This is a genomic window from Pirellulales bacterium (genome assembly GCA_035533075.1).
In the GTDB taxonomy this organism is placed as follows: Bacteria; Planctomycetota; Planctomycetia; order Pirellulales; family JAICIG01; genus DASSFG01.
In genome coordinates this window covers 18,741-43,485 of record DATLUO010000104.1, presented here as the reverse complement: position 1 = coordinate 43,485, position 24,745 = coordinate 18,741, and the positions used below count along the sequence as shown (strand labels likewise).

General features: G+C 64.0%; 15 protein-coding genes. 7 read left to right on the top strand and 8 right to left on the bottom strand.

The features are described from left to right. Positions 1 to 9: 9 nt before the first annotated feature. Positions 10 to 318: a HEAT repeat domain-containing protein gene (locus tag VNH11_13970; protein HVA47472.1), complete on the bottom strand. Its 309-nt coding sequence runs from the start codon at positions 316 to 318 to the stop codon at positions 10 to 12. A 284-nt stretch (positions 319 to 602) separates the two neighbouring features. On the opposite strand from VNH11_13970, the gene VNH11_13965 reads away from it, so the two are divergent. Continuing rightward, the gene (locus tag VNH11_13965) at positions 603 to 1,895 is read left to right on the top strand and encodes a hypothetical protein (GenBank protein ID HVA47471.1); all 1,293 of its coding nucleotides are present in this window, start codon (positions 603 to 605) and stop codon (positions 1,893 to 1,895) included. Positions 1,896 to 2,084: 189 nt separating this feature from the next. Here VNH11_13965 and hisN read toward each other — a convergent pair whose 3' ends face one another. The 3 genes from hisN to VNH11_13950 form a co-directional block, all read right to left on the bottom strand. Continuing rightward, complete coding sequence (gene hisN, locus VNH11_13960; GenBank protein HVA47470.1) at positions 2,085 to 2,885, bottom strand: histidinol-phosphatase; 801 nt, start codon at positions 2,883 to 2,885, stop codon at positions 2,085 to 2,087. Between the two features lie 6 nt (positions 2,886 to 2,891). Then, the gene (locus tag VNH11_13955; protein ID HVA47469.1) at positions 2,892 to 3,284 is read right to left on the bottom strand and encodes a 4Fe-4S binding protein; all 393 of its coding nucleotides are present in this window, start codon (positions 3,282 to 3,284) and stop codon (positions 2,892 to 2,894) included. A gap of 139 nt (positions 3,285 to 3,423) precedes the next feature. Next, positions 3,424 to 5,505 carry a hypothetical protein gene (locus tag VNH11_13950; GenBank protein HVA47468.1) on the bottom strand — a complete coding sequence of 694 codons (2,082 nt, stop codon included), beginning with the start codon at positions 5,503 to 5,505 and terminating at the stop codon, positions 3,424 to 3,426. Positions 5,506 to 5,785: 280 nt separating this feature from the next. On the opposite strand from VNH11_13950, the gene VNH11_13945 reads away from it, so the two are divergent. The 4 genes from VNH11_13945 to VNH11_13930 all read left to right on the top strand — a co-directional run bounded on the left by VNH11_13945 (position 5,786) and on the right by VNH11_13930 (position 10,164). Continuing rightward, a complete protein-coding gene (locus tag VNH11_13945; protein HVA47467.1) occupies positions 5,786 to 7,072 on the top strand; it encodes a PP2C family serine/threonine-protein phosphatase in 1,287 nt (428 codons plus the stop codon). 107 nt (positions 7,073 to 7,179) lie between these two features. Next, positions 7,180 to 8,370 (top strand): SpoIIE family protein phosphatase, encoded by a 1,191-nt coding sequence (locus VNH11_13940; GenBank protein ID HVA47466.1) that lies wholly within the window; start codon positions 7,180 to 7,182, stop codon positions 8,368 to 8,370. A 1-nt stretch (position 8,371) separates the two neighbouring features. Then, a complete protein-coding gene (locus tag VNH11_13935; GenBank protein HVA47465.1) occupies positions 8,372 to 8,827 on the top strand; it encodes a YhcH/YjgK/YiaL family protein in 456 nt (151 codons plus the stop codon). Continuing rightward, the gene (locus VNH11_13930; GenBank protein ID HVA47464.1) at positions 8,818 to 10,164 is read left to right on the top strand and encodes an MFS transporter; all 1,347 of its coding nucleotides are present in this window, start codon (positions 8,818 to 8,820) and stop codon (positions 10,162 to 10,164) included. Before VNH11_13935 ends, VNH11_13930 begins: the two co-directional genes overlap by 10 nt. Positions 10,165 to 10,214: 50 nt before the next feature. Here the strand turns inward: VNH11_13930 and VNH11_13925 are convergent, their stop codons facing one another. The 4 genes from VNH11_13925 to VNH11_13910 are packed head-to-tail and all read right to left on the bottom strand — an operon-like array spanning position 10,215 to position 13,831. Next, positions 10,215 to 10,616, bottom strand: coding sequence for a helix-turn-helix domain-containing protein (locus VNH11_13925; GenBank protein ID HVA47463.1), 402 nt, complete (start codon positions 10,614 to 10,616; stop codon positions 10,215 to 10,217). A 2-nt stretch (positions 10,617 to 10,618) separates the two neighbouring features. Then, positions 10,619 to 10,918 (bottom strand): type II toxin-antitoxin system HigB family toxin, encoded by a 300-nt coding sequence (locus VNH11_13920; protein ID HVA47462.1) that lies wholly within the window; start codon positions 10,916 to 10,918, stop codon positions 10,619 to 10,621. Beyond that, entirely contained in the window at positions 10,869 to 12,590 is a 1,722-nt protein-coding gene (polX, locus tag VNH11_13915) for a DNA polymerase/3'-5' exonuclease PolX (protein ID HVA47461.1), read from the bottom strand. Before polX ends, VNH11_13920 begins: the two co-directional genes overlap by 50 nt. Next, a complete protein-coding gene (locus tag VNH11_13910; protein ID HVA47460.1) occupies positions 12,587 to 13,831 on the bottom strand; it encodes a nucleotide disphospho-sugar-binding domain-containing protein in 1,245 nt (414 codons plus the stop codon). The genes polX and VNH11_13910 overlap by 4 nt, the downstream gene beginning before the upstream one ends. Before the next feature lie 215 nt (positions 13,832 to 14,046). Between VNH11_13910 and VNH11_13905 the strand changes: the two genes are divergently transcribed. Together VNH11_13905 and VNH11_13900 are read left to right on the top strand one after the other, a co-directional pair. Beyond that, the gene (locus tag VNH11_13905; protein ID HVA47459.1) at positions 14,047 to 15,231 is read left to right on the top strand and encodes a M24 family metallopeptidase; all 1,185 of its coding nucleotides are present in this window, start codon (positions 14,047 to 14,049) and stop codon (positions 15,229 to 15,231) included. A 319-nt stretch (positions 15,232 to 15,550) separates the two neighbouring features. Then, complete coding sequence (locus VNH11_13900) at positions 15,551 to 24,703, top strand: DUF4214 domain-containing protein (GenBank protein HVA47458.1); 9,153 nt, start codon at positions 15,551 to 15,553, stop codon at positions 24,701 to 24,703. Positions 24,704 to 24,745 lie beyond the last annotated feature (42 nt).

Below are 24,745 nucleotides of genomic sequence, written 5' to 3'. Positions count from 1 at the left end.
CCTTGCGCGTCAATTGCGGGGCTTGATTGCGGCCAGGGCCTCGCGGGCGGCATCGCGGACCGTGTGAATGCGGTCGCGCAGGGCCTCCGTCAGGGCCACCACCGCCGGTTCCGCCGCGGCCTCCAACTTGCCGAGTGCCTGTGCCGCACGGCGACGCACCCCGCTGGAACTGTCGCGCAAGGCCTGGGTCAGTGCCGCGACCACCTCCGCGGTATCGGCCCCCATGCCCGACAAGGCCTCGACGGCGCGCTGGCGCACCACCATGTCGCGGTCTTTTAGCTCGTTGATACGCTGGCGGACGGCTTCCGGTTCCATCATCTTCCTACTGCTCGTCGTTGCCTGAAACCCGCGCGGCTCAGCCCTCCAGTTGGCCCAGGACGAAGGAACGTCGGCCCGCGGTTTACCGATCTTACGAAAAATCGCTCAGTTCGCCCAGCCTACCGTGATGGCCTAACCGGACAGGCCGCAATCTCGCCCTATTTTCGCCGTCTTCCGAGATGCCAGAAACGCCGAAGGTAACGGCGCGGTATGCCGATAAGGTTAACTGAATCGCGGAGTTTCGGCGGCTGGCAGAATTACTTTTGGACTTAAAGGAGTGAGCAATGGCCCGCTACTCGGCCCTTTTTCCCTTACCTCTAGCCGCATGCTTCGTGTTGTCGCTCGACGGCCTGGCGGCACACGCGGAGGACGGCTATCCCGGCTTTAAACGAATTCCCACGGCGACCGCTCTTCTGACGGAGGACGGCGACGACTATGAGTACGGCGAGAACTCGAATCGCGACGAGTCGGCCGACGAAGAGAGCGCCATGCCGGACGAACACTCCGGCGAGCAGGCCGCTCCGGCCCCCGAAACGGGCGACGAGGAGAGCGAGCACGAGGTCATCCGCGAGCGGTTTCCCAACGGCAGCATCCGCATCGAGCGCGAAGTCACCCAGGACGCCGACGGCAACTACATCAACCACGGCTCGTGGAAGATGTTCGACGACCGCGGCACGATCGTCGCCGAAGGCCACTATCGCAACGGCGAGCGCGAGGGCGTCTGGAACCGCTGGTATCGTGGCAACGAAGTTGATCTGCTGACCAAGCTCCCCTACCAGCAGTTTTCTGCGCCGTTTGTGTCGCAAGCGGCCTTCGAGAACGGCAAGCTGAACGGCCGCTGGGGCATCTACGACAGCAAGCAACGGAAGATCAGCGAGTGGCACTTCGCCGGCGGAAACCGCGACGGCAAGTCGACCTGGTACTTCGCCACCGGCCGCAAAATGCGGGAAATCGACTACCGCGACGGCGAAATCGACGGCGAACACAATGAGTGGAGCGCCGATGGCCATCTGACCATCAAGGACAGCTATCAGGCCGGCCGCAAGGTCGCTCCCAAGATCGACTACTACGCCAACAAGCAGAAGAAGACCGAGGGCATGTACCTCCACGCCAGGGAAGTCGTGCAGACGCCCGACGACTGGTGGACCGCCAAAGTGGCCACCTACATCAAGCAGGGCAAGGACGAGAAGCACGGCATCTGGATCACGTGGTACCAGAGCGGTCAGAAGCAGATGCAGGGCGAGTATCGCAACGATCTGCAGGTGGGCAAGTTCCACTGGTGGTACGAGACGGGACAGGTCGCCTTACTAGGCGCTTACGATGCCGGCAAACAGGTGGGCAAGTGGACCTGGTGGCACCAGAACGGTCAGAAATCGACGCAGGGCGAGTACGTCGATGGCAACCCGACCGGCCGCTGGCGTTGGTGGGATACCAACGGCCGCGTCCACGAGACGGCCGACCTGACGCACGGCGATACCAAAGTGGTGGATGTGTTGCCTGTGGTGCCTCACAAGGCGGAAGCCCTGCCGCCCCATCCGGCTGCTCCCACCAAGGTCCACAGCAAGATCAAGCGTTAAGCCGTCCGGCGACGGTCAACGAACAAGCTTGAAAGCCGTCCGGGCCTGCTCGGACGGCTTTCTTTGTTGGGCGGTTTGCGGCAGGTAGCCCGCTTGGTCCGCAAGCGGATGGGCGTGACCAACTTGCAGCGTCTTGAGGACGGAAAGCCTAACGAGATGGCACGCCGTTCCGCTTGCGGAGCAAGCGGGCTACGCGCGATACCGCCGCGCAATGGCCAATGCTTCGTCGAGCACCAGCCCGTTCGTGGCAATCGCCTCGCCACCGTAGATCGTCGGCACGCCTTGCCAGTCGGTAAACGTGCCGCCGGCTTCCTCCAAAATGGGTTGCAACGCGGCACAGTCCCAGACGTTCATCAGCGGATCGACCATCAGGTCTGCCCGGCCAGTGGCGACCAACAAATAGCCGTAACAATCGCCCCAAGTGCGGCTCAGGCGACAGACCGCGTCGAAATCGTCGAAGGCCTGCCGGCGGCCCGACTTGGAAAACGATTTGACCTCGGACGTGCAAAACAGGCTGTCCGCCAAACGCGGCGTCCGTGACACACGGGCCGCCATCGGCGGGCGATCGCCACGCAGCATCCACGCGCCTTGACCGCGTGCCGCATAGACCATCTCGTCGAGCGCGGCGATGTGAATGACGCCGACCACGCTTCGCTGTTCGAATTCGACGCCGATCAGAGCCCCGTACAGCGGCACGCCCGAAATAAACGACTTCGTGCCATCGATCGGGTCGAGAATCCAGCGATAGCCCGAATCGCCTGGCCGCTCGCCAAACTCTTCGCCCAGCACGGCATCGCCGGGAAAAACCTCGGCGATCCGAGAACGAAGGTGTTGCTCGGCCTCACGATCGGCCACCGTCACCGGCGACTGATCGCGTTTCAACTCGACCGCGTAGTTGTGCTCGCGAAAGTAGCGGAGCGTGATCGCGCCCGCCTCGCGGGCCGCCGTCCGCGCCAGCTCAAGTCGGGGCGACCAATCAGCGTTCGACATTGATTCCTAGCCCGAAGCCTTCAGCTCCGCCAGGTGCTGAGCCGTGCCGACCAGCCGGTCCCAATTCTGCTCGATATATTCCGGCGGCCCGCCGATCTGGGCCACGTACTGGGCGACTTGCTCGGTGGGAACCATCTCAATGGCATCCCACGGGCAGACGGTCAGGTCGTAGGGATCGGTCTTCTTGCGAGGAATGTGGACGCAGACCTCGCAACCCACACAACGCTCCAGATCGATCTGGCACCAGCTTTGAAGGTTTTGAAAAGCGTCGAATTGCTGGAGTTTGACGATGCAATCGACCGGGCAAACTTCCAGGCATGCCTCGCAGCCCGTGCAGTTGTCGGCGTTGATGACGGCGAGTTCTTTCGGCAGCTTTTTGCGCGGCCCCTGTTTGGCCATCGTTGGTCGTCCTATCTAAGTAAGGTGCCTGTCGCTATGACTTTGGAACACTCAATGATAGGAAGAAATCGGCTGCCGGCCAACCCACCGCGCGGTAAATCCGCCGGGCAAGCTCGCTGGCCCCACCCTACGAGCGCCCTCACTCGTCGGCATAGACCCGCGTGCTTTCTTCTTTCGTCACCGGGCTTTGCATCTCGTCGGTCAAAAGCTGCACCTGCACCCGCAGGTCGCCCGGCTGAATGCCCTGCGCCCGAATCTGGTAAGTCGTCTCGCCTTTGGGCGGCAACCGGCCGAGCGGCTGAAAGCGGACTTCCTGTCCATGAATCGCGTCGCGGGTGGGGCCGTGAGCGCTGCGCGGCTTGAGCTGCGGCGGAAAGGTCGCCACCAACTCGATATTGGTCGCCGCCTTGGAACCCTGGTTGACCACGCGAATCTCATAGGTCGTCTCGCCCCCGACCTCGATCGGGTCGGCAATATCGGCCAATTGGAACAGGATCGCCGCGACTCCCTCGACGGAAACCACCTCTTCCTGCTCGGCCGACAAACCCCGCTGGGCGACGCCTTCGACCTTGAGCATCTGTTCGCCCGGCTCGATCGGCAACGTGGTGAGTGTCACCTGCCCGGCCTCCTTGGCGGGCAATTCGTCCAGCAACCAATGGACGGTGTTCGTGACCGGATCGTACTGGCCGGCGTTGTTGGCGTCGACGAATTGCAGGCCCTTGGGCAAGTGCGTGACAAGCTGCACCTCTTTGGCCGGCGCCGTGCCGGGATTGCTCACCGTCACCGTATAGGTGGCCTGCCGTTCGAGATAGCGTCGTTTCGGCCCCTGCATCGAAACTTCGAGCTGCGGGGCCACGACCATAAACTCCGATTGCTGCTCGGCCCGCAACTGCCCCTCGCCCTGGGCCACGAGGTTGTTGACCACCTGGCCCGCCTTGACGGCGTTCATCGTCAGCTCGATCTGCCGCGACTCGCCCGGTTTCAGGTCGCCGACCTCATATTCCAGCTCGCTGCCCGAGGGGTGCTGAAGCTGGTCGGGGATGGTTTCCGCCAAGACCACGCCCGTGGCGATGCCCGTGCCGGGGTTCGATATCTTGATGGCGATGGCCACGTCGTCGCCGATCAACACCTCGCCGGGCACGCTCACGTCGAGGGCCAATTGGGGCCGCGTGCAACGGGTGCGGACCGATGCCTCGCCGGCAAAATGCACCGTTGCCACGCTGCCGATCTCCCCCTCGGTCAATGGCATCAACTCCATTTCGACCGTGGCCGTATCGTTGGGCTTCAACGTGCCCACCGACCAGACGACGCGGCCGTCCAGCACCTCGGCCGCGGCGGGGTGCGTGTCGATAAGCTGCATGCCTTGCGGGATGAGATCCTGAATCACCACCTCGTGCGCCGTGGCCGTACTCGTGTTCTGTACGCGAATGGCAAACACCGCCGGTTTGCCGACCTGAATTTCGTCGGGCGCGGCCTTTTCGACGACCAGCGTCGGCGACTGGGCGCCTTCGAGCTGCTTGCCGCCGGGCCGGCCGTGGCCGGTCATCGAACGCGGTTTCTCAACGGCCGGCCGCGCCGGGGCGGCATCGCCAAAGGGATCGCGAGGCGGAGCGTTGCTTGCCCGACGGTCGTCGCTCGTCGGCCGTTCCGCAGAATCGGGGCCGAAGGCGTCGATGGCCGGACGGGCGTGCTTCGTGTGGGCCGCGGCCCCTGCGCGGTCGCCCCGGCCGGTCCGCGACGGCTTTTTGCCGGCCGATGCCGCCTTTCTCGCCAGAGGACCGCGATCGTCGGCAGTCACGGCTTGGGCGAACGGATCGCTCGCCGGGCTATTGCGACCGGCTACGGAACGCACTGGGGCTGGACCGTCGGCGCCGTCTCGATACAGATCGGGCCCCGCTTCGGGTACTTCGTCGAGGTTGGACCCCAGTAGCGCGGCGCCCTCCGTCGCCGGCGGCGGCTCAGCGAGACTCGCGTCGCTGTAACGTTCGGCGTAGCGATCGGAATAGCGGTCTTCGGCCGGCGACGGAAGAGTCGCGGGCGGTGCGGCCGGTTTTCGGCGCGGGGCGGCTTTGGGCTTCGGCTTTTTCTTCTGCGGGACGACCTCGGGCGGCCGATCTTGCCCCAGGGCGACGGGCTGGGCGCGGTGGATTTGCACGACGGCAAAAACCGCCACTGCCGTCAAGCCGGCCAACGCAGCCGCGCGCACGTGCAACCGTTTCATCGGTTGATCTCCGAATAAGAGGGGCAAGATGGGACTGTGACTTGACAAGCCGGCAGACGGGGTTCGTAATCGGCCCGCCACGACCGAGGTGGAGTGAGATGCCCAGGGCACAATTGCCCCGCCGCCCGACGGGTATCTCGCGGGCCTAAGTACCAAAAGTCGCCGGCCAAGGGAAGGCCATTCTGTGTTTGAGCGGTTGACTATCTATCATCAAGCGCTGCCACGAATTAGAATTTGCAAGGCGGCTCTGGCGCCGTTGGTTCTCCCCCCCGCACGAAACATGAGCCTGTTAGCCAACCGTATGGCCGAAAGCAGCTTGACCTGGGAGAGCTACGTCGAACATGCCGCTCTTAGTGACATCGGGTTGCGCCGCTCGAACAACCAGGATTCGATCACGGTGGTGATGGCCAAGAGCGGCGAACTCTGGTTGCAGCGTGGCCACCTGTTCATGGTGGCGGATGGCATGGGCGCCCACGCCGCCGGCGAGCTGGCCAGCAAAATGGCCTGCGACACCGTGCCGTTGACCTACCACAAACTGCTCGACGAAGCGGCGCCCTTGGCCGTCCGCAAGGCCATCGAAGACGCCAACGACCGCATCCATTCGCGGGGCCAGGCCAATCTCGACTTCCGCGGCATGGGCACCACCACCAGCGTGCTGCTGCTCTTGCCCCAGGGCGCGGTCGTGGCCCACGTGGGCGACAGCCGCGTTTATCGTCTGCGCGGCAACCGCATCGAGCAACTCACGTTCGACCACAGCCTGGTGTGGGAGATGATGGCCGCCGGCAAGCTGCGCGAAGACGAGGTGCCCGGCTACATTCCGAAGAACATCATCACGCGTTCGCTTGGCCCATCGCCGCACGTCGAGGTCGATCTGGAAGGGCCGTGGCCGACGGCGGCGGGCGACACCTTCCTGCTCTGCAGCGACGGCCTGAGCGGGCAAGTCAGTGACGAAGAGATCGGCGCCATCCTGAGCACATTCAGCCCGGCCGAGGCGGTGCGCGTGCTGGTCGATCTCGCCAACCTGCGCGGAGGGCCGGACAACATCAGCGTGATTGTGGCCAGGGTCGTGGGCGTTCCGCCGGCCGCCAACATCGCCTGGCCGGCGCCGGGACGAGCGACGCGCCGGCCGGTGCATCCGGTGGCGTGGGTCGTGCTGGGGGTGTTCGCCCTGGCGACGTTATTATTGGTGCTGGCCCGGCATCCCGGTGGGGCCGCGGTCATGGGGCTGGCCACGCTGATTAGTGGCGCAACGGTGCTGGCGCGGGCCCTGGGCACGCAGGGAAGGCGACTCGAAGGCCAGCACTTCGGCCACGGGACTTATAACCCGCACACGGTGCTGATCAACAACGAATTCGTCGGCAAACTCGCCAAGTTTGTCGACGAGCTGCGCAAGGCCGCGTTGGAGGCAAAGTACTCCGTCGATTGGAGCCACTTCAACCATCTCGACGCGCGGGCGCTGGCCGCCGCCGAAAAGAAAGACTATCTCACCGCCGTCCGCGAATACGGCCACGCCATGAGCTTCATGATGGAAGAAATCCGCGGCCAAGGCGATAAGAAGGGCCCGTAGTTGCATGAAGCTGCGGCAGGCGGTAGCCTGAAGCACGCAAAGGCGGAGACCCAAACAGCGAGAACCGGTTTATGTCCGACAACCGGCAGTTAGACGGGAGTGCAGCGGTGCGCGTATTGGTGGGTTGGGACGACGAGGAAGAGACCGACCTCTTGACCATGTATCTGGAGGCCGGGGGCACCCAGGTGCGGGTCACGCGCTCGCCCGACGAACTGCTCGCGGCGTTCGAGACCGAGGCTTGCGACGTCGTGCTGCTGCCGATCACCTTCCCCGACAGCGATCAGGCGTTCGACCTGTTCGAGAAAATCCGGCGGGCCAATCCCGATATGCCCGTGATGGTGGCGGCCAGGCCGGGCGAAATCTATCCGCTCTCGCGGTTCATCGGCCACGGCGTGCAGGCCCATATCTATCGCGATCCAGCCAAGGAATACCTGTTCCTGTTGCAAACGCTGCTGGAATCGGCCCTCAAGGCCCGCCAGGCGGAGCAGGCCCGGCTGCTGGCCGAGAAGCTGCGCAGCGAGGTCGATTCGGTGCGCAAGTTGCAAGAGTCGATGATTCCGCGGAACATGGAGGCCCCGCTCGGCTACGAGATCGTGGCCCGTTACGAGCCGTCGCAGATCAACGTCAGCGGCGGGCAGCCGGTGGTGCTGGCCGGCGGCGATTACTATTACGCCTTTAAGTTGAGCGGCCAGCGGCTGGTGTTTCTGGTCGGCGACGCCTCCGGGCACGGCATCAAGGCCTGTATGTCGATCATGGGCATGCACACGCTGATCAGCATGCTCCAGGACGATCTACACGCCGCCCCCCATGAGTTCGTCAAGCAGATCAACCGGCGGCTGTGTATCCAGAACCTGGTGCAAGATCAGGAGGGTTTCATCACGCTGGTTTACGGCGTGCTCGAAGACGGCGTGTTGCGCTGGACTTCCGCCGGGCACTGCGTGCCGCTCTTGCAAGACATGGAGACCGGCAAGACGGTGGAGATCGGCGACCCCACGCGCGACGGCGGCCTGCCGCTGGGCATCTACGACGATGCCGACTATGAAACGATGGCCACCGAGATACCGCCCGGCCATCGGCTAGTGGTCTACACCGACGGCATTATCGAAGCCATGTCCAACGGCAGCGAGCACAAGCAGTTTGGCATCGAGGGCCTGCGGCGCACGCTGCACGCTTGCCGTCGCCAGCCGCTGAGCCGGACCCTCGACGAACTGTTCCGCGAATCGATGGAATTCACCGGCGGCGAGGGACGCCACGACGATACCTCCGTCTTATTACTCGAACGGCGCTTGGACGACTGACATGATCCTGGACCGGCTTGCTGACTGGCGGCGATATGCGGTGCTGCACCCTGGATTTGCCGCCGCGCTGACGGCGCTTGCCGACCCGAGCACCGCCGAGTTGCCCGTCGGGCGTCACGCCATCGACGGCGAGCGAATCTACCTCATTAAGGGCCATGACCCCGGTCGCAGCCGCGACGGCGCCAGGCTCGAATCGCATCGCCGTTACATCGACATTCAGTTAACCTTGGCCGGACAGGAAGAGATCGGCTGGCTGCCGCTGTGCGATTGTGGAGAGCCGGAAACGGCCTTTTCGACGGAGCGCGACATCGCCTTCTATTCTGCCCGGCCCGAAAGCTGGCTGGCGGTGCCGCCGGAAACGTTCGCCATTTTCTTTCCTTCCGATGCGCATGCCCCGCTGGCCGGCAAGGGCGAACTCGTCAAGGCGGTAGCGAAGGTGGCCGTCGAGTGGCAGTAGACACCGCCAGCCACGACGCGGCCGGCCGCCAACTCGCCGCGCCCACCAGGGTGCGCTATCAAGTCATGTCGGTGGCCGTGGCCGCCTCGTTCATGCTGTATGTCGACCGTTATTGCCTGGGCGAACTGCTCAAGCACAAGTCGGTCACAACGGAGCTGGGACTCGACACAGACGGGCTCTCGTGGAGTTTGAGCGCGTTTTTCTGGTCTTACGGTCTGCTGCAGGTGCCGTCGGGATGGCTCGCCGACCGTTTCGGCCCGCGCTGGCTGCTGACCATCTACGTGATCGGCTGGTCGACGTGCGCCGCGGCGATGGGCATGGCCACGGGGTTTGAATCGTTGTTTCTCGTGCGGCTGGGGCTGGGCGTGATGCAGGCCGGTGCGTATCCCACGAGCGCGAACGTGTCGAGCCGGTGGATACCGCTGGCCGACCGCGGTGCGGCCAGCGCGTTGATCGCGTTTGGCGGACGGTTCGGGGCCGCGTCGGCACTGGCGTGTACCACGGCCCTGATGCGATGGTCGGGCTCGTGGCGGTGGCTCATGCTGGCCTATGGAGCGCTGGGTGGCCTGGTGGGCGTGGCCTTCTGGTTGATCGCCCGCGACTGGCCGGCGGAGCACCCCAGGGTGAACGACGCCGAGTTGGCGCTCATCGAGCGCGGCCGGTTGCGCGAGACGCCGCCGCGCCTGCCGGCCGCGGAGTACCTGCTGGAATCGCTGCGCGGCTTTAGTCAGTTGCTTCGCAGCGCGAGCATGTGGGCCATGTGCCTGTCGCAATTCATGACCAACATCGGCTGGGTGTTCCTGGTTACATGGCTCCCCAAGTATCTGGTGGAAGAACGAAAATTCGACGAGCAGCAAGGAGCCAATATGAACGCCATCATGTTGGTGGCGGGCATGTTCGGCACGCTGCTGGGCGGCCGGTTAACCGATGTCCTCAGCCGTACCTTTGGGTTGCGGCACGGGCGTGCGTTGCCGCTGGCCCTTTCGCGTTTTCTGGCGGCGGGCGCTTACCTGGCCATACCCCATGTCGAGTCGCGCTGGGGGGCCGTCGCACTGTTCTGTTTGGTCTCGTTTGCGACCGACTTGGGCCTGCCGGGCACGTGGGCCTACATGCAGGACGTCGGCGGTCGATACGTGGCGGCGGTGCTCGGTTGGGGTAATATGTGGGGCAACTTCGGCGCGGCGGTCTTCCAGTTGATCGTTGCCAAGCTGAGCGGCGACGGCCAGGCAATCAACTGGAACGCCACGTTGTTCGTGTGCGCCGCGGCCTTCATGATTTCCGGCGTGGCGTCGTTCTTCATCGACGCGACGAAGCCGGTGATACGCGATGGAAATTGATCGAGGTGCGTCGATGCGTCCCGTACCGGCACCGGTAAGCCCAGATGCCGTCAGAGCCAAACCGCGGGCGATACGTTGAAGTATGCCGACAGCCGGCGGACGTTTTCCTTGCTCAGTTCGCGCCGGCCGGCGCGGACGTTGGAAAGCAGATTTGCCGAGATCCCCGTCGCCTTGGCCACTTGGGCCTGTGTCACAGCTTTAGCTTCCAAAAGGTGGTCAAGCATTTCTCCCTGCGACACATCCGGGGGCGGTATCTGCGACGCTTCGTATTTCTCGACGAGAATACTGAGGAGTTCCAAATAGTCTCGCTCGTCGGCCGACAGTTTTGGTCGCCGCATCAGACGATCAATCTCCTGGCAGGCCGTCCGCAGTCGCTTCTTTGTGCGAATCGGTCGTGGAGCAAAAAACTGAACGAGAGCAACAAACTGGTCTTGGCTAGTGGTCGCGCTCATGCTTAACAATCCTCCTTCCAGCCACCTTTGTCGTAGTCGGCGTGCGTAAGCACATGTTTAATGAAGACGGTCCCGTCCTTCGTCTCGTGCGCAAAAACGATCTTGACTGTCAAGCGATAGCGATTGCGGCAGACGTTAAACACGTAGCATTCTCCCACTCGGTCTACCGAATCGTACGCAGCTTTAACATCGTTCGGATTCTCCCAGCGGGCCTTCCAAACGTTCTTCCACCATGCGTCGAGCCAAACCGCGTTATTTACCCCGCCCCAACATTTTTCGCACCTCGCGCCAGGGCCGCGTATTGGCCACGTCGGCCTTCGTCAGACCGGCACGGCGGGCCTGCAAAATGCCGTAGCGCAGCTTGTCGAGACCCTCGACGTTGTGGGCGTCGGTCGAGATGACGATCGGCACGCCTTGCTCTTTGGCCGCCGCGCAGGCCACGTCGTCCAGATCGAGCCGCATGGGGTGGGCGTTCAGCTCCAGGAACTTGCGGTGCTTGCGGGCCGCTTTGATCATCGCGTCAAGATCGACGTCATACGCCGCCCGGCGATTGATCAAGCGGCCCGTGGGATGAGCGATGGCGCAGACGTTGGGGTTTTCGATCGCCTCCAGAATCCGCCGCGTGATCTGCTCGCGCGGCTGCTTTTGCCCGTAGTGCAGACTGGCCACGATCCAATCGGCTTCGGACAGCACGTCGTCGGCGAGATCGAGACCGCCTTTCTCCAGGATGTCGACTTCGACGCCCTTGAGCACCATGATGCCTTTCAATCGCCGGTTGAGCCGGTCGATCTCGGCCCATTGCTCGCGCAGCCGGCCGGCATCGAGGCCGTTGGCCATCGAAACACGCTTGGAATGGTCGGTAATGGCGATGTACTTCAGCCCGCGCTGTTGGGCGGCGGCGACCATCTCTTCCAAGGTCGCCTTGCCATCGGTGGCCGTGGTGTGCATGTGCAGATCGCCTTGGATGTCGCCGCGCTCGATTAGCGCCGGCAACGTCCCCGACGCCGCCCACTCGAACTCCCGCCGCGCCTCGCGCAGCTCCGGCGGAAAGCAGGGCAGGTCGAGCGTCGCATAAACTTCGTCTTCCGTGCGGCCGGCCACGTAGTCGCTGCCGCGGAACACGCCGTATTCATTGATCTTCAGCCCGCGGTTCTTCGCCAAACCGCGTAACACCACGTTGTGCTGCTTCGACCCTGTGAAATACTGCAAGGCGGCGCCGAACGATTCTTCGGGCACGACACGCAGATCGACCTGCAACCCGCCCGCCAGGCGGACCGACATCTTCGTCTCTCCGCGGGCCAGCACGCTTTCGACGCCGGCGAAAGCCGCCAGGCGGTCCATCACTTCGTGGGCGTTGCCCGACACGACCAGCAGGTCGAGATCGGCCACGGTGTCGCGGCCCCGGCGATAGCTTCCCGCCGGCTCCAGCTCCTTGATGCTGGGGCAAGATCGCAGATGGGCCATCAGCGATCGGGCAAAATCGTCGGCCTCGGCCCACGTCATGCGCTGCTGCGCGGAGCTGGCCAACTGCAATCCGGCCAGGATGGTCTGCTCGGTCTTCGCGCCGAAGCCTTTCAGCGCCTGAACGCGATGAGCCGCGCACGCCTCGCGCAGCTCTTCGAGCGTGCTGATCTTCAGCTCGCGGTGCAGGGCCGCCGCCTTCTTCGGGCCGACGCCGGGCACGCGCATCAGCGCGAGCACCGACACCGGAATGTGGGCCAGCAGCTCCTGGTGAAACGGCAGGCTGCCGGTCTGGCAGAGCGTGGCGATCTTTTCGGCCAGGTCGTTGCCGATGCCCGTGATGTCGGTCAGCTTCCTCGTTTCGTCGCAGAGAATCGTTTCGACCGTCTCGGTCAGGTCGCGAACGGCCCGCGCGCCGTTGCGATAGGCCCGCACGCGAAACGGGTTGGCGTTTTCGATCTCCAGCAGATCGGCGATTTCGTCGAGCACATTGGCGATTTGGGCGTTATTCATGCCAGACCCTCGATCAGATCACAGGCGGTTTCCAGCGGCCGCTCCGCCGCCAGCCGTTCGGCCAGTTGGCGGCAGCGTGCGGCGACCTGTGAAGAGTTTAGCAATTCCGCCAGGGCCGCTGCCACCGTCGCGCCCCGAAAACGCTTGCGCGGGAGTGAGGCACCCGCGCCGAGCCGCCTCAAGCGGGCCGCGTTGTCGGGCTGGTCGAAGCTCATCGGCATCACAAGCTGCGGCAGCCCGGCCGCGAAGCCTTGCGAGAGCGTGCCGATGCCGCCGTGATGGACCAGCGCCGCGGCGCGCGGCAACAGCTCGCTGAACGGCGCGTAGGAAAAGTGCCGCACGCACGCCGGCAACGCTCGCCGAACTTGCTCGGGGAACCGCGTTAGCAAGATGCCCCGGCGGCCCAGCAGCACGCAAGCCTCGGCCGCAGCCTGAAAAAACTCGCGGCCGTGCAGCATTGCCGAGCCGGGCGTAAACACGATCGGCGGACCGCCGGAATCCAAAAACGCGACCAGGTCTTCATCGAACGGGCTTAAGCCGCGCTCATCGTACAGCGGAAAGCCGGCCAGCACCGTCTGGGCCGGCCAATCGGGCTGTTGTGCGGCGAACCACGACGGAAAAAGCCCCAAAACGCCGTGCGGCGAATTGTGCCACTGCGAAAGGATCCCTTTCACGGGAGGAAGTCCGATCGAACGACGGAACTCGTTCAGCGGCCCCCGCAGCAACGGCTCGATCACCAACGTGTCGGCCAGCCAGTATTGCGACCGCTTGAGTGGGCCGGGCAGCCAGTCGGGCAAGAACATGCCCGGCAGCACGGGGTTTTGATAGTCGCTGCGGAACACCGAAGGCGAGAGGTGGACCGACACCAGCGGCACGCCTAGCCGCTCCTGCGCACAGCGGGCGCCGATGCCCAAGGTCGAGGCCACGACGACGGTCTCGCCCGGCACATAGCGATCGGCGATGGCACGATATGTGGGTTCGATGGTCGGCAGCACGCCGCCACGGAAGCACTCGATGAAGCCCCGGAAGCGATGCCAGGCGCGGGGATTTTTGAGCAGGGCCAAGAATTCGTCGGCGCTGAAGACCGGCACAAAATCGAAGCCCGCCTGCCGGGCCAGCTTTTCGAAGTATCCGCTGGCCAGCAGCGTCACGCGGTGTCCGCGCGCCGCGAGTTGCAGGCCGAGGCCGACGAAGGGATGGACGTCGCCTGCGCTGCCGATGGCGACCAAGATGGCGTGCATAGGAGGGTTCAGGGTTCAGCGTTCAGGGGAAATTGCCAATTGCGAATTGCAAATTGGCAATTGCAAGCCAGGCGTGGAGCAGAAAGACCCAAGACCTGAATCCAAAATCCGCAATCCAAAATCCAAAATCGTCGCATCCCGCATCCCTCATCCCTCATCCCTAGTCACGGGCCACAGGCCACTGCTACCATGCCGTTTTCTACGAGGAACCCGCCATGTTCGAACTAGCGGCCATCCAAGCCGAGCTCGTCGAGGCCCAACTCGACGGCTGGTTATTCTACGACTTCCGCGGCAGCAATGTGCTGGCGCGACGCATTTTGCAGATTCGCGACGATGCCGTCACCACGCGGCGGTTCTATTATTGCGTGCCCGCGAAAGGGCAACCGCGAAAGCTCGTACACCGCATCGAATCAGGCGCGCTCGACCATTTGCCGGGCAAACGGCAGGTTTACTCGCGCTGGCAAGACCTCGACGCGGGGCTGGCGGCGCTGCTGTCGAGCATGAGGCGGGTGGCGATGGAGTATTCGCCGCAGAACGCCATTCCGTATATCTCGCGCGTCGATGCCGGCACGATCGAAGCCGTCCGGGCGCAGAGCGTCGAGGTGGTTTCGTCGGGCGATCTCGTGCAGCGGTTCGAAGCGACGTGGAGCGACGAGCAATGGCGGATGCACCTGGCCGCCGAGAAGCACACGACCGCCGCCTACGATCATGCTTGGCGGCTCATCGCCTCACGAGCGGCCCAAGACGACGGCATCCACGAACTCGAAGTGCAGCAGGCGATTCTCGATTTCTTTCGCCAAGCGGGACTGGTGACCGATCATCCGCCGATCGTGGCCGTGGGCAAACACAGCGGCGATCCACACTACGAGCCGCGGCCGGGCGACGAGGGACGGATTCGCCGCGGCGATTTCGTGCTGATCGACCTGTGGGGCAAGCTCGACCATGCCGACGCCGTGTACAGCGACTTGACCCGCGTCGGCTTTGCGGGCCAGACGGTGCCGACGCGGTATGAAGACGTTTTCCAGATTGTCGCCCAGGCACGCGACGCGGCCATCGAGCGGGTACGGCGGGCGTTTGCCAGCGGCGAGCGGCTATGCGGTTGGCAAGTCGATCAGGCCGCGCGGGGCGTGATCGACGCGGCGGGCTACGGCGAGCATTTTGTCCACCGCACCGGCCACAGCATCGGCCGCGAGACGCACGGCAACGGCGCGAACATGGACGACCTGGAAACCCACGACGAGCGGCGGGTGCTGCCGCGCACCTGCTTTTCCATCGAGCCGGGCATTTACTTGCCCGATTTTGGGGTCCGTAGCGAGGTCAACGTCTTCATCGATGCCGCGGACTACGTCCATGTCACCGGCGGCCCGCTGCAAACCGCGGTGCCGCCGATTCTGCGGTGAGCGGAGGATGGCCTTCCACCTTCCTGGGCCGTCCCTACGCCAATCAGCGTATCAGCGTGGAATTTTCTTGACTTTGCCGTAGAGGCAACCTACAACAGCCCCTTAGCGGGCGGTCTACGCAGGGGGGTGGGAACCGTCGGCACGTTGCCAGGTGCGGCAACGAACTTTCGGGCAAGATCTCATCACGATACATCCAGAGCGGGCCTCGATCATGGCATCCTTCTTCCGTCGTGCGCGCTCGCGCGCATCGTCGCGTCGGCGAACAGTATCGGCATGGCCAAAACGCCGCATCCGGGGCGAGCAGCTCGAGCAACGGGCAATGTTGGCCGCAAACCTCAGTTTTGCCATCGCGGGGCCGGGTCCGAACGCCGAGCAGGCGTTTGCAATCCGCGCCGACGCGGCCGGCAATGTCTATGAACTTGCCACGGACGCGGTTTACAAATTCGCCCCCGACGGCACGGAGATTTGGTCGTCGCCGTACACGGCTTCATCGGGCATCAATCAGAAAGAGAGCCTGGCCGTTGACAACAGCGGCGACATCTACATTGCCGGCAACTTCAGCAATGGCGCCGGCAGCCCGGCCAAGTTCGGCAGCACCGCGCTTGTTTCGGCCGGCGGAAACGACGGCTATCTAGCCAAGCTCGACAGTAACGGAAACTTTGTCTGGGCCGAATCGTTCGGCGGAAGCGACGATGACGTGGCGTATGGCGTGGCCGCCGATAGTTCGGGAAACGCCTACATCACCGGCCACTTCAACGGCACGGCGACGATTGGCACCGGGCAAAACGCGAAAACGTTGACTACCAAAACCGGCGACATTCTGGTGGCGAAATTCGACCCTACCGGCGCTCTGCTGTGGGTCAACGCCTACGGCGACACCGGCACCGGCAAGGGAAGCGGAGATGGTCGAGGCATCGCCGTCGATGCGCAAGGCAACGCTTACGTCACCGGCGAGTTTTCCAGTCCGTTTTCCCAGGTCGACTTCGATCCAGCGGCCCCCGGAACTCACGACCTCACTACGTTTTTCTCCACCGACTTCCTGCTCAAGCTCGACACCAACGGCAACTATGTTTGGGCCAAGAAGCTCAACGCCAATACCACCGCCGGCGACGGCAGCGCCGAAGGCTACGGAATCGCCGTGGACGCGCAAGGCAACATCTATAACACGGGAACCTTTGGCGGCCCCGTGGAGCTCGATCCCAACGGCGGCGACCTCAATACCTCGGCCGATTTCGTCTTTCACGATGCTTTCGTGCTCAAGCTCGATTCGTCCGGCAACTTCGATTGGGCCGCCGATCTGCACAACACCGGCATTGGCATCGGCGGCTTGCAGCCCGAGGACATCGCGACCGATGCCAGCGGGAACGTATACACGGTCGGTTACTATGACGGCATCGCCAATTTCGATCCCAACGGCAGCCAACTGCGAACCAGCGCCGGCGGCGACGATGTTTATGTCTCGGCGCTGACCAGCCAAGGGAGTTTTCTCTGGGTCGCAACCGCGGGTGAAAACGGTACCGACCAAGGCTACGGCGTTGCCACCGCCTCGGCCGCCGGCGGCGCCTATGTCTACGCCTGCGGATCGTACTCGAACACGATCAACTTCAATCCAGGAAACGGTCCCGCCGACAATGTGCCAGCCAACGCCATCTGGGACGGCTTTCTCTGGGGCCTCAATTATTTTCATAACCAGATCGGCGGCGTCGTATGGAACGACCAAAACGGCGACAACATCCGCGAGTCGACGGAAGCGGGAGTGGGCGGCGTGCCCGTGGCGTTATTCACCGGCACGCCGGGCAGCGGCACGCAGGTCGCCACCACGGTGACGGACTCGCTGGGCTTGTACAGCTTCAACGGCGTGTCGGTCAACCAGAGCTATTACGTGCAGGTCTCGCTTCCGCCAGGCGACACCTTCGCGACGGAAAACGTGGGCACCGATCCGACGATCGCCAGCAACGTCTCGCCCCTGACCGGCGATAGCGGCGCGATCACCGTCTCGCCGGGGCAGTCGGTGATCGTCAACGCCGGGTTCGAGCAGGTCGTGACGAACAACTTCGGCCTGGCTTTTGGAATCCCGTCGATCGGATTCACCTACGGAAGCTCGATTGTCGCCGACAGCCTCGGCGACATCTACGTGGCCGGCAATTTCGACGGGACCACGACGTTCGGCTCAGGGGCCGGAGGGGTGACGCTTTCGACGACCTACGCTCCCAACGATTTCATCGCCAAGTATGCTCCCGACGGCAGCTTGCTGTGGGTCCAGCAAATGGTGAGCGACCTCTGGCAGTATGCCCCGACGCTGAAGCTGGACGGCTTTGGCAACCTCTATCTGTCCGGCGTGCTGACGGGAAACACGACCATCGGCCCGCTCGCGCTCAGCGACGCCAAAAACGCCAATATGGCGTATTTGGCCAAGTTTGACAGCAACGGCAATCCGCTCTGGGCGACCACGGTGATTTCCGGCGCCGAGGACTTCAACTCCGGACTGGCCGTCGACCCTTTGGGTGACGCTTATGTCGTGGGTGGCTTCACGGGGAGCGCCACCGTCAACACCCCGACATCCACGACGCTGACCAGCGCGGGCGGCAGCGATGTCTTCGTCGTCAAGTATTCGCCGGGCGGCAATGCGCAATGGGCGGTCAATTACGGCGGGGCATCAGACGATATGGCCGACTCCGCAGCCGTTGATCCTGCCGGGAACCCGGTCATCACGGGTATTTTCGAAGCGACGGCGACGTTCGGAAGCACCAAGCTCACCAGTGCCGCGGGTTCATCGCCCAACGACTTCGTCGCCAAGCTGAGTTCGTCCAGCGGGAGCGTCGTCTGGGCGAAAGCGCTCACCAGCAAGTTCGCCAGCGGTCAAATCATCTTTGACGTCGTGCAACCGCTTAATCGCATCGCGGTCGATGCGCAGGGCAACGTCTACACCACCGGCTACTTTGGGCTCGATGCCCAACTCGATCCGAACAATTCTACTGATGCCGTCACGGGCATTAATTCTCAGTTCATCTCGAAGCTGGACGGCAACGGCAACTTTGTTTGGGGCAAGGCGGTTGGCGGCGGCAAGGCCTACGATGTGGAAGGACAAGGCATCGCCGTCGACTCCAGCGGCAACGTTTACACGACCGGCAGCTATTCCGGGACAGCCAACTTCAATCCCAACGGTTCGCCCACGGACAATTTGACCTCGGGCAGCGCTCTGTACAACGTTTTCATTTCCGAGCTCGACAAGAAAGGAAACCTCGTCAGCGCGGAGAGTTACGGCGGCGCCGGCGAAGATCAAGGCAACGCCATCGCAGTGGACACTTTCGGCAACGTTTACGTGACGGGCGTGCTGGGTAGCGGGCCGACGAAGTTTGGCCCCTTCACCGTGGGTGCCGCCAGCGAGCAGGACCTTCTCGTGTTGCGGTTGGGCAACACCTTCGGCGCGCTGGTGAACGCGGCGCCCAGCTTTACGATCCAGGGCCCGCAGCAGTCGCTGCCGCTAAATGCGCCGGCCCAGACCGTGCCCGGCTTCCTAAGCAATATCGTGCCGGGACCGCCGGGCGAAAACAACGAGGTGCTCACCTTCCAAATCACCAACGACAATCCCAGCTTGTTCTCGGTCGAGCCGTCCATCGACGCCACAGGCACGCTCACCTACACTCCCACGCCCGGCGCGGGCGGCACGGCGGACATCACTGTCGTGGCGCACAACAACGGCGGCACGGCCAACGGCGGGTCCGACACGTCGGCGCCGCAGACGTTCGTGATCTCGGTCGGCGTGAACCACGCTCCCACGTTCACTCCGGGGAGGGACCAGGCCGTGCTGGAAAACTCCGGCGCACACGGCCCCGTGCAGTGGGCCACCAACCTGAGTCCCGGCCCGCCCGACGAAGCCGGCCAGACGCTCAATTTCATCGTCACGTATACCATCAACAGCCTCAACGGCAGCAGCAACGTGCCTGCCGGCAGCACCGCCTTGTTCTCGGTGGCGCCCGCGATCGACTCGACGGGCAAGCTCACCTACACGCTGGCGCCCAACGTCTGGGGCACCGCGGTCGTGAACGTCGAATTGCACGACAACGGCGGCACGGCCTTCGGCGGCAACGATACTTCGTCGCCCCAGGTCTTCAACATCAACGCGCTGTTCGTCAACCAGCCGCCGAGCTTCGTCGCCGGCAGCGACCAGACCACCAACGAGAACTCCGGCCCACGATCGGTGGCCAACTGGGCCACGCAGATCCTGGCGGGTCCGCCGAGCGAGGCCGGCGAGCAGCTCACGTTCATCGTCAACACCGACAACGACTCGCTGTTTTCGTCGCTGCCCGCCATCGATCCGACCACCGGCACGCTGACCTACACGCCGGCGCTCGACGTGAGTGGCGTGGCCAACGTGACCGTCGAACTGCGGGACAACGGTGGAACGGCCAACGGCGGCAACGACCTCTCGCCGCAGCAGACGTTCAGTATTACGGTGAACTTCGTCAACCAGCCTCCCACGTTCACCGCCGGACCCGATGTGGCAGTCGACGAGAACTCCGGGGCGCAGGCGGTGACCGGCTGGGCCAAAAACATCAGCCCCGGCTCGTTGCAACAGCAGCAAGCGGGTCAGACGGTCAATTTCACGATCACCACCGACAACGCGAATCTGTTTTCGGTGCCGCCCGCCATCGATCCGACCACCGGCACGCTCACCTATACTCCGGCCCCCGACGAGTTCGGCGTGGCAAATGTCACAGTCGAGTTGCACAACAGCGGCGGGACTGCCAACGGCGGCAACGATACGTCGCTGCCGCAAACGTTCACGATCACGGTGAACTTTGTCAATCATGTGCCGAGCTTCACGGAAGGCGGCAATCAAGCCGTGCTGGAAAACGCCGGCACGCAGGTCATCGCCGGCTGGGCCAGCAACATCAGCGCCGGCCCGCCCAGCGAGGCCAGCCAGACGCTCAACTTCGTCGTGACCACCGACAACTCGGCGCTGTTTCCGACGCTGCCGTCGATCGACCCGGTGACCGGCAAGCTCACCTACACGCCCGCCGCCGATGAAGACGGCGTGGCGCACGTCAGCGTGAAATTGCACGACAACGGCGGCACCGCCAACGGCGGCACCGATACTTCGGCGGTCCAGACGTTTACCATCAGCGTCACGTTCGTCAACCAGCCACCGAGCTTTACGGCGGGCCCCAACCAGAGCGTTCACGAGACGCCGGGGCCGCAAACGGTGGCCGGCTGGGCCAGCAACATCAGCGTGGGACCGCCCAATCAGGTCGCCCGGTCCCAGTCGGTCAACTTCATCGTCACCACCGACAACGATAGCCTGTTCTCAGCGCTGCCGAGCATCGACCCCGCGACGGGCAACCTGAACTACACGCCCGCCGTTTATGCCACCGGCATCGCCGACGTGACGGTGCGGCTACAGAACAGCGGCGGCACCGCCAACGGCGGCGTCGACACCTCGGCGCCGCAGACGTTCACGATCACGGTCACCGCGTCCAACCAACCGCCCTCGTTCACTCCCGGTTCGGACGAAACGTTGAGCGGCAGCTTTGGCCAAGTGGCTGTTCCCAACTGGGCCACGAATATCAGCAACGGGCCCCCGAACCAAGCTGGGCAATTGTTGAACTTTATCATCAGCACCGACAACGCCGGCCTGTTCTTGGTGCCGCCCGCCATCGACAGCTCCAGCGGCGATCTGACCTTCACACCCATACCCGGCATGAGCGGCCAGGCGAACGTCACCGCCGCGCTGCACAACAGCGGAGGGACCGCCAACGGCGGCATCGATACCTCGGCGCCGGCGACTTTCCTCATCTCCGTCACGTTTGTCAACCAGGCGCCCAGCTTTACGATTCCCAGCAGTCCGCCGCCGGCCGTCGATGAGAACGCCGGCAGCCAACGTGTCTCTGGCTGGGCCACGAGCATCAACGCGGGGCCGCCGGACGAGTCGTATCAGAAAGTCAATTTCACAGTCACGACCGACAACAACGCCTTGTTTTCGGTGTTGCCGGCCATCGATCCCGCCACGGGCGACCTCACGTATACTCCCGCTCCCGATGCCAACGGAGTGGCGAACGTGAGCGTCGCCTTGCACGACAACGGCGGCACCGCCAACGGCGGCAACGATACGTCGCGGTTGCAAAAATTCGCGATCACGGTCAATCCGGTCAACCAGGCGCCCTTCTTCAGCGGCGGGCCCAGCGTGCAAGTTTCGGAAAACTCCGGGCGGCAAACCTTCAGTGGCTGGGCCAGCGGCATGAACGCCGGCGCGCCGAACGAGGCATCGCAGGCGCTCAACTTTGTCGTCACGACCGACAACGCCTCGCTGTTTGCCGTCGCGCCGCAGATCGACCCCACGAAGGGCGACCTTACCTTCACGCCCGCCACGAACGTCGATGGCACGGCCACCGTCAACGTCGCACTGCACGATGATGGCGGCACCCAAAACGGCGGTCACGATACTTCGGCCGCGCAATCGTTTACGATCGCGGTGGCGTTCGTCAACCAGCCGCCCAGCTTCATCGGCGGCCAGTCCGCGGTCAGCAAGGAAGAAAACGCCGTGATCGCCTCTTCCGCAACCCCTCCCACGGGCGCCGTCACCGTGAACTGGATGCCCCTCAGCGGCGCGACCGGATACGACATTTACCGCGGCACGTCCTCCGGTCAGGAAAACATGCTGGTCGGCACGGTCGGCGGCACGGCGACCAGCTTTGTCGATACGGGCGGCGGCATCGTCGCGCTGCCGCCCACCACCAATCCCACCGGTTTGCCGGCGCCGGTGCAGACGTCGCTGGTCGCCTCCGCCAGCGGCGGAACGCTCGCCAGCGGCACGTATTACTACGAGGTGACCGCCCTGGGCAATCCGCCCCCGGTTGACGAAAGCACCGCTTCCGTCCAGCAGACGGTCAAAGCATGGGCGACCAACATCAACCCTGGGGCGCCCAACCAGATCGACGAGACGCTCAATTTCACGGTCGTCAACGACAATCCCTCGCTGTTCTCGACGCCCCCGCAAATCGACCCCGTCACGGGCGATCTTACATACACGCCCGCGCCGAACGCATCGGGCGTGGCGCACGTCGTCGCCCAGTTGCACAACAGCGGCGGCACAACCAACGGCGGCCGCGACAGCTCCGGCAAGAACGCCTTCACCATCACGGTGAATTTCGTGAACCAGCCGCCCAGTTTTGTGACCGCCAACCCAAACCCGCCGGCCGCGAATGAAAACAGCGGGGCCCAGACCGTGGTCGGCTTTGCCACCCAGATCAGCCCTTCGTCCACCTATCCGCCGGCCGCGAACCAAGCGAACGAGTCCGTTCAGTTCACGGTCAAGCCCGTGACCAACGGGGCCCTGTTTACCCAGACGGGACAGCCGGCCATCGATGCGTCCGGCAACCTCACCTACACGCTGAATCCCAACGTGTTCGGCACGTCCACGGTCACCGTGACCGCCGAAAACAACGGGGGCGCAGCCAACGGCGGCGTCGACGCCTCGCAGCCGCAGACCTTCACCATCACTGCCAATTTTGTCCCCCAACCGCCCTCGTTCACGTCGCTCACACCCAAAGCCGTGTGGAATGAAGACTCCGGCAAGGCCAGCTTCAGCGGATTTGCCGCGGCCAGTCCCGGCATCGACGGCGACCAGCAAAACGAGACCATCAGCTACTTGGCGACCTCGGTAGCCACTACGGGCCAACCGCTGTTCGCCTCCACCGGCCAGCCGTCGATCCACGCCGACGGCACGCTCACCTTCACGCCCGGCACACACGTCTTCGGCACTGCGACGGTCACGGTCGTGGCCCAAGAGACCGGCGGCGCGCTGGGAGCGAACGTGGTTTCGTCGCACCCGGTCACCTTCCAGATCGAGATCGACCAGGTCGATCACCCTCCCACTAAGGCGCAAGGGCTTCCGGACGTATCGGTCAATGAGAACGCGGCCGACTTCGTGTTCAGCAACGCCGCCGTCTCGAAGGTGTTCGACGATGTCGACGTCGATCTGCACCTTGGCGACCAGCTCCGCTTGTCGGCGGCCAGCGATACGCCCAACCTGGTGACGGCCAGCCTGTCGGGCAGCGACCCCTCGACCGCCACGCTGACGCTGCACTTTTTGCCCGACCAGTACGGCACGGCGACGATCGATTTGAAGGCCACCGACAATGCCGGCGCGTCGGCCGATGACAAGATCTCGGTCACCGTTTATCAATCGAACGAGCCGCCGTCGTTCACACCCGGCGGCAACCTGCAAGTGGTCATGAACGCCGGGCCGCAAAGCGCGCCCTGGGCCGGCAAGATCGTCGACGGGAAAGACGACCCCGCCACCGACACGCTCAACTTTGCGACCAGCATCCTTTCGGCGACCAACCCCAACTTGTTCAGCAGCCCGCCGACGGTCGACTCGAAAACCGGCATTCTCAGCTTCACGCCCGCCGCCAACCAGTTCGGCACGGCCACGATTGCCGTCGCCTTGTACAACAGCGGCGGCACGCTGCACGGCGGCAGCGACACCTCGCCGGTGCAGACGTTCCAGATCGAGGTGGCGGGCCAGCCGACGGCCGTCAACCATTCCTACCTGCTGCGCACCGGCGCCGCGGCATCCGTCGCGGCCGGTTCCGGCATGCTGGTCGGCGACCACGATCCCAGTGGGCTGCCGCTGTCGGCTCGACTGGTTTCGCCGCCCTCCAGCGGCAGCGTGCGGCTCAACGCCGACGGCTCGTTCACCTACACTCCCTCGGCCAGCTTCCAGGGAAGCGACAGTTTCACCTATCAGGTGACCAATGGCGTTGCCGTGAGCAACGTGGCGACGGTCACCATCACGTCCGAGCAGGCGGCGATCGTCGATAAGCTTTATCAGCAGGTGTTGGGCCGGGCCCCCGATGCGGGCGGACTGGCCTACTGGACGCAACAGGTCGGCGCCGGGCAGCCCTATGGCACGGTGGCCCAAGGCATTTTTGAGAGCGACGAGCGGCTCGACCCGATTATCGAAGGCTATTACCAACAGTTCCTGTTGCGGCCGGCCGACACCGCGGGCCTCGCCTATTGGGACCAGGTGTGGAAGGACAGCGGAGGGCCGGAGCAAGTCATCAGCGGCATGATCAGCTCGCCTGAGTTCTATGCCTCGGCGGCGGCCGCCAGACCGGATCTCTCGTCCAACGCCGCCTGGGTGACGGCGCTCTACCAGCGGCTGCTCAACCGCGAACCGGACAGCGGCGGACTGCAATACTGGACGAATAATCTCAGCTCGGGCCAGATGACGTTGGTCGACGTCGTCAACGGCTTCGAATACGGCACCGAGAACTTCCAGAACCTGACGACCCATTTCTTCCAGCAGTATCTGGGCCGCAATCCGACCGCCGCCGAGCTGGCCGGTTACGTGCAGCAGTTCGAGCAAGGCGCGACCGATGCGGACATCCAGATCGAGCTCATCAATCTGCCCGAATACCGCAACAGCCCGCCGCCGCCCGCCACGGGCACGCTCGAACTGCTGAGCTGACGCTGTAGCGCGCTGGTCCCACCCTACGGTTTTGGACTCCGC

Coding starts and splice junctions, on each gene's coding strand:
- VNH11_13955 (HVA47469.1), bottom strand. CDS start 3,284: ATGGCCAAACAGGGGCCGCGCAAAAAGCTGCCGAAAGAACTCGCCGTC.
- VNH11_13945 (HVA47467.1), top strand. CDS start 5,786: ATGAGCCTGTTAGCCAACCGTATGGCCGAAAGCAGCTTGACCTGGGAG.
- VNH11_13925 (HVA47463.1), bottom strand. CDS start 10,616: ATGAGCGCGACCACTAGCCAAGACCAGTTTGTTGCTCTCGTTCAGTTT.
- polX (HVA47461.1), bottom strand. CDS start 12,590: ATGAATAACGCCCAAATCGCCAATGTGCTCGACGAAATCGCCGATCTG.
- VNH11_13965 (HVA47471.1), top strand. CDS start 603: ATGGCCCGCTACTCGGCCCTTTTTCCCTTACCTCTAGCCGCATGCTTC.
- VNH11_13950 (HVA47468.1), bottom strand. CDS start 5,505: ATGAAACGGTTGCACGTGCGCGCGGCTGCGTTGGCCGGCTTGACGGCA.
- hisN (HVA47470.1), bottom strand. CDS start 2,885: ATGTCGAACGCTGATTGGTCGCCCCGACTTGAGCTGGCGCGGACGGCG.
- VNH11_13900 (HVA47458.1), top strand. CDS start 15,551: ATGTTGGCCGCAAACCTCAGTTTTGCCATCGCGGGGCCGGGTCCGAAC.
- VNH11_13905 (HVA47459.1), top strand. CDS start 14,047: ATGTTCGAACTAGCGGCCATCCAAGCCGAGCTCGTCGAGGCCCAACTC.
- VNH11_13910 (HVA47460.1), bottom strand. CDS start 13,831: ATGCACGCCATCTTGGTCGCCATCGGCAGCGCAGGCGACGTCCATCCC.
- VNH11_13935 (HVA47465.1), top strand. CDS start 8,372: ATGATCCTGGACCGGCTTGCTGACTGGCGGCGATATGCGGTGCTGCAC.
- VNH11_13970 (HVA47472.1), bottom strand. CDS start 318: ATGATGGAACCGGAAGCCGTCCGCCAGCGTATCAACGAGCTAAAAGAC.